Raw genomic sequence first — 5,545 nt, 5'->3', positions numbered from 1 at the left:
TGCCGCATGGCCATCACCATCTTGATGACCCCACCAACACCAGCAGCCGCCTGCGAATGCCCGATGTTCGACTTCAACGAACCCAACCACAACGGCCGATCAACTGGCCGCTCACGACCGTAGGTGGCCAGCAGGGCATCGGCTTCGATCGGGTCACCCAGCGCGGTTCCCGTGCCGTGCGCCTCCACGGAGTCCACATCGGACGGGTTCAGGCCCGCGTTGCCCAGCGCGGCTCGAATCACCCGCTGCTGAGCCAGGCCGTTCGGGGCGGTCATGCCGTTCGACGTCCCGTCCTGGTTCACCGCGCTACCGCGCACGACCGCCAGGATCGGGTGTCCGTTGCGCTGGGCGTCGGTCAACCGTTCGAGCAGCAGCATGCCCACGCCCTCGGCCCAGGCGGTGCCATCCGCAGCCTCGGCAAACGCCTTGCACCGACCGTCCGGGGCCAGTGCGCGTTGCCGACTGAACTCGACCAGCGCGGACGGTGTGGCCATCACCGAGACTCCGCCGGCCAACGCGAGCGAGCAGTCGCCCTGTCGCAGCGCCTGCGCTGCCAGGTGCAGCGCGACGAGGGAGGACGAGCAGGCGGTGTCGATGGTGACCGCCGGCCCCTCCAGACCGAAGGTGTAGGCCACTCGACCGGAGGCCACGCTGCCGGCGCTGCCGTTACCCAGCAGGCCCTCGAAGCCCTCTGGCACCCGGTACATGCGGCCGGCGTAGTCGTTGTACATCACCCCGGCGAAAACTCCGGTCCGGCTGCCGCGCAGCGACTCCGGCCGAATTCCCGCGGACTCGAAGGCCTCCCAGGTGGTCTCCAGCAGCAGCCGCTGCTGCGGGTCGATGGCGAGCGCGTCACGTGGGCTGATGCCGAAGAACTCCGGATCGAACAGGTCAGCATCGTGCAGGAAGCCGCCCTCACGGGTGTAGACCTTGCCCGGCTGGTCGGGGTCCGGGTCGTACAGTCCGTCCAGGTCCCAACCCCGGTTGGTGGGGAACCCCGAAACCGCGTCGGTGCCGTCGGCGACCAGTCGCCACAGCCCCTCGGGGGACCGCACTCCCCCCGGGTACCGGCAGCTCATCCCCACGATCGCGATCGGCTCGTTGGACGCCTGCTCCAGTTGGCGGTTCAGCTCTCGCAGCCGGTCGGTTTCCTTGAGGGAAGCCCGCAGTGCTTCGACGATCTTGTCGGTAGACGTGGCCATTGCAGAACTCCGAAAAGTCAAGTGGGGTCAGGACTGGTCGCTGTTGAGCGCCAACTTGACGAGGTTGTCCACGTCCATGGCATCGATTGACTGACGGCTCTCCGGTTCTGGAGCCGATACCGCGGCGGGTGTCGCGAGCCGCAGCAGGCCGTCCAGCAAGCCGGCTTCGCGCAGCCGGGTGGTCGGAACGGTGGCCAGCAGCCGGCGGATCTCCGCTTCGGTCAGGTCGGGCACGGGGTCCGCGTTCATTTCACCGAACAGCTCAACTCCCAGGTGCTCGGCGAGCGCTGCCGGCGTGGGGTAGCTGAAGACCAGGGTCGCTGCCAGCCTCAGCCCGGTGTCCGAGGTCAGGCGGTTGCGCAACTCGACAGCCATCAACGAGTCGAATCCCATCTCCTTGAAGGCCCGCTGGGCCGGGACCGTGGCCGCGTCGGTGTGGCCGAGCACGGCGGCGACGTGGCCGCACACAAGTTCCAGCAGTGCCTGGTCACGCGCGACGTTGTCCAGGGTGGACAGTCGCTGCCGCAGCGTGGACTTCGCCGCTGTTGGTGACGCACTGAACCGGGCCGGCATGCGGATCAACCCGCGCAGCAGCGGCGGAAGCGGACGTGTCCCCGCGTTGGCGCGCACGGCTGCCAGGTCCAGTCGCATCGGGACGAGCACGGCGTTCCCGACGGTCTGCGCCATGTCGAACAGGGCCACCCCCTGCTGCGCGGACAGGGCGAGCACCCCGGCCCTGTTCATCCGTGCCTGATCCTCGGCACCGAGTTCGCCGGCCATGCCGCCCTGAGCCCACAGGCCCCACGCCAGCGACTGGGCGGGTAGGCCGGTGGCCCGGCGGTGCTGGGCCAGCGCGTCCAGGAAGGCGTTGGCCGCCGCGTAGTTCGCCTGACCGGCGTTACCCAGCGTGCTCGCCGCCGAGGAGAACAACACGAACGCGGACAGATCACGATCCCTGGTCAGCTCGTGCAGATACCAGGCCGCATCCACCTTCGGCCGCAACACCGCATCGAACCGCTCCGGCGTCAACGACTCCAACACCCCGTCATCCAGAACACCGGCCGTGTGCACCACAGCCGTCAACCCAGGCAACGCGGCCACCAACTCAGCCAGGGCGCCGCGGTCCGCCACATCGCACGCGGCCACCGTCACCCGGGCCCCGAGCGATTCCAGCTCGGCGGTGAGTTCAGCCGCGCCGGCGGCCGCCAACCCCTGCCTGCTGGTGAGCACCAGGTGCACGCCTGGTTTGGCCAGGTGTCGGGCGATCAGTCCACCCAGGGCACCGGTGCCACCGGTGACGAGCACGGTCCCACTGGTTGTCGGTTCGGCGGCGGACTCGGCCGGTGGTCCCGAGCGAACCAACCTGGGCACGAGGAGCTGCCCGTCCCGCACCGCGAGTTGCGGCTCGTCTCCACTGATCAGGGCGTGAAACACCGACTCGGAAAGGCTGTTGCCGTCCAGGTCGAGCAGGACAAGCCGATCTGGGTGTTCCGATTGGACGGTGCGTGCCAGTCCCCAGACCGCGGCAGCGGCCAAGTCGGACACGTCCTCGGCCGGCGCCACGGAGACCGCACCCCGGGTCGTCACGACCAACCGCGCGTCAGCGAACCGTTCGTCGGCCAGCCAGACCCGCACCGGGTCGAGCACCGACGCGATGGCTGCCCGCACGGCAGCGGGCCCCGCTTCCGGGAAGGACGGCACGGGCAGGAACACCACGTCCGGCGCGGGCGCGCCTCCGTCCACCGCGGACAGCAACTCGTCCAGATCTGGATAGGACGACGGCCGGGCATCCACCGCCTTGAGTTCGGCCTGCAACGCGTCGTCCACGCCGACCACCGCACAGCGCTCGCCCGCGCCCGCCGGCCTTGCCGGGCTGGCGCTCCACTGCCTGGCGACCCAGTCGACACGGAACAGCGAATCCTGGGAACCGAGCTGCTTTGCCGACACCGGCCGCAGGGCCAGCGACCGGACCACACCAACCGGTTGCCCAGCCGCGTCGGCCAGCAGCAACGACACCGCGTCCGGTCCGGCCGGGGTGATCCGAACGCGCAGCGCGGCCGCGCCGGACCGGGTCAATGCCACGCCGGTCCACAGGAAGGGCAGCAGAGGACCGTCGGCGGCATCGCCTGCGGCGAGAGCCGCCGGGTGCAGTGCGGCGTCCAGCAGGGCTGGGTGCACACCGAACCGGGCAGCGGCATCCCGGTGTTCCACGGGCAACTCGACCTCGGCGAAGAAATCCTCGCCGCGAACCCAGCAGGCCCGCACCCCTTGGAACACCGGTCCGTAGCCCAGTCCGCCGTCGGCGAAGCTCTGGTACAGGTCGTCAACGGCGACCGGAGTCGCGTCGGCCGGTGGCCACGCGGTCAGGTCGAACGACTCAGGTTGGGCGGAAGCCACAAAGCCCTCGGCGTGTCGCGTCCACCCCTGTGGCCCGGCACCCTCCTGACGAGAGTGCACCCGCACCGGTCGACGACCTGCCTCGTCCTCAGCCCCGAGAACGAGTTGAAGCTGTACGCCACCGCGTTCGGGCAACACCAGCGGAGCCGCCAAGGTCAGTTCTTCGACCAGGTCACAGCCGACCTCAGCGCCTGCCCGCAGCACCATCTCCAGCATCGCGGTCCCCGGGAGCAGCACAGCGTCCAGCACCGTGTGTTCGGCCAGCCACGGATGCGACCGGATCGAGAGCTGGCCGGTGAACAAGAAGCCGTCCTCGCCCGCCAACGGCACCGAGGCACCCAGCATGGGATGGTCTGCCGAGTTCAGGCCGGCCGAGGCCACGTCACCGACACCGACAGCCGACTCCAGCCAGTAGCGCTGGTGTTGGAAGGCGTACGTGGGCAGATCAATGTGACGACCGTGCTGTGGCCTGGACAGCAACGCGGCCCAGTCCACGTCCGCGCCACGCGCGTGCAAATGGCTCACGGCGGCCAACAGCGAACGCGCCTCGGGGCGGTCGCGGCGCAGCACCGGCACCGCCGCCACCTCGGCTGGCATGGTGTCCGAGACCATAGCGGTCAGCACCGCGTCGGGGCCGACTTCCAGCACGGTGGCCACGCCTTGGTCGTGCAGTGTGGTGATGCCGTCGGCGAACCGGACCGTGCCCCGCACATGACGCACCCAGTACTCCGGATCCGACACCAACCCCACACCCGCCAGCACACCGGTCAGGTTGGACACGATCCCGATCTCCGGCTCCGCAAACCGAACCCCGGCCAACGCCGCTCGGAAGTCTCCCAGCATCGGATCCATCAGACCCGAGTGGAACGCGTGACTGGTCCGCAACCGCTTGACCGACCGACCCCGCGCCTTCCACACCTCACCCAGATCAGCGATCGCGGCCTCAGGACCGGACAACACGACCGCCTGCGGCCCGTTCACCGCTGCGATATCGACCCCATCGGGCAGTCCGACCTCGCTGACCTCGGCCTGGGTGGCGGCTATGGCCAGCATGGCGCCACCCGCCGGCAGCGCACCCATCAGCCCCGCCCGCGCCCGAACCAGCCGGGCCGCATCCGCCAGGGACAACACACCGGCCACGTGCGCCGCGGTGATCTCCCCGACCGAGTGGCCCATCACCACATCAGGACGCACACCCCACGAGGCGAGCAGTCGGGTCAGCGCGACCTCGACCGCGAACAGCGCGGGTTGGGTCCACCGGGTCTCGTCCAGTCCGGGGGCGGCGCCGAACACCACATCGGCCAACCCCGGCTCGAACTCGGCACACACCTCGTCGAAAGCCTGGGCGTAGACCGGGAACGCCGCATACAGCTCCCGCCCCATCCCGACCCGCTGCCCACCCTGACCGGTGAACACAAACGCCAGCCTGCCGGACCCACTGCTGTCCCGAACGACGGTTGGTGCTGGTGTGCCGTTGGCAAGAGCGGTCAGCCCCACCTCCAGGTCAGCGCGAGACTCGCCGAGCACCACGGCCCGGTGTTCGAGAGCGGACCGGGACGTGACCAACGACCAGGCCAGATCAACCGTGGTCACCTCGGGCTGCTCGACCACAAAGGACCGCAACCGCTCAGCCTGACCACGCAGCGCCGCCTCGGACCGCGCCGACAACACCCACGGCACCACCGGCAGCCCGTCAACCACATCACCCGGCACGACCTCCGGCTCAACCGGCTCAACCGGCGCCTGCTCCAGAATCACATGCGCGTTCGTCCCACTGATCCCGAACGAGGACACCCCAGCCCGACGCGGCCGCCCAGTCTCCGGCCACTCCCGAGCCTCGGTCAACAGTTCAACGGCACCCGCCGACCAGTCCACATGCGACGACGGCTGATCCACGTGCAACGTCCTGGGCAACACCCCGTGCCGCATCGCCAACACCATCTTGA

Annotated in this window: 2 protein-coding genes; both read right to left on the bottom strand. The window is 69.5% G+C overall.

Annotated elements, in window-relative coordinates; translation table 11 throughout:
- Positions 1–1,202, bottom strand: a 1,202-nt coding sequence (locus LX83_RS37475) for a type I polyketide synthase (RefSeq protein ID WP_253780950.1), incomplete at its 3' end; no start/stop codon positions are given.
- 27 nt (positions 1,203–1,229) lie between these two features.
- Positions 1,230–5,528 (bottom strand): type I polyketide synthase, encoded by a 4,299-nt coding sequence (locus LX83_RS37470; RefSeq protein ID WP_253780948.1) that lies wholly within the window; start codon positions 5,526–5,528, stop codon positions 1,230–1,232.
- Positions 5,529–5,545: the final 17 nt, after the last annotated feature.

Source organism: Goodfellowiella coeruleoviolacea (assembly GCF_024171785.1).
Lineage (GTDB): Bacteria > Actinomycetota > Actinomycetes > Mycobacteriales > Pseudonocardiaceae > Goodfellowiella > Goodfellowiella coeruleoviolacea.
Note: the sequence above shows the minus strand (reverse complement) of the source record. Positions and strands in the feature narration are given on the sequence as shown.

Coding starts and splice junctions, on each gene's coding strand:
- LX83_RS37470 (WP_253780948.1), bottom strand. CDS start 5,528: ATGCGGCACGGGGTGTTGCCCAGGACGTTGCACGTGGATCAGCCGTCG.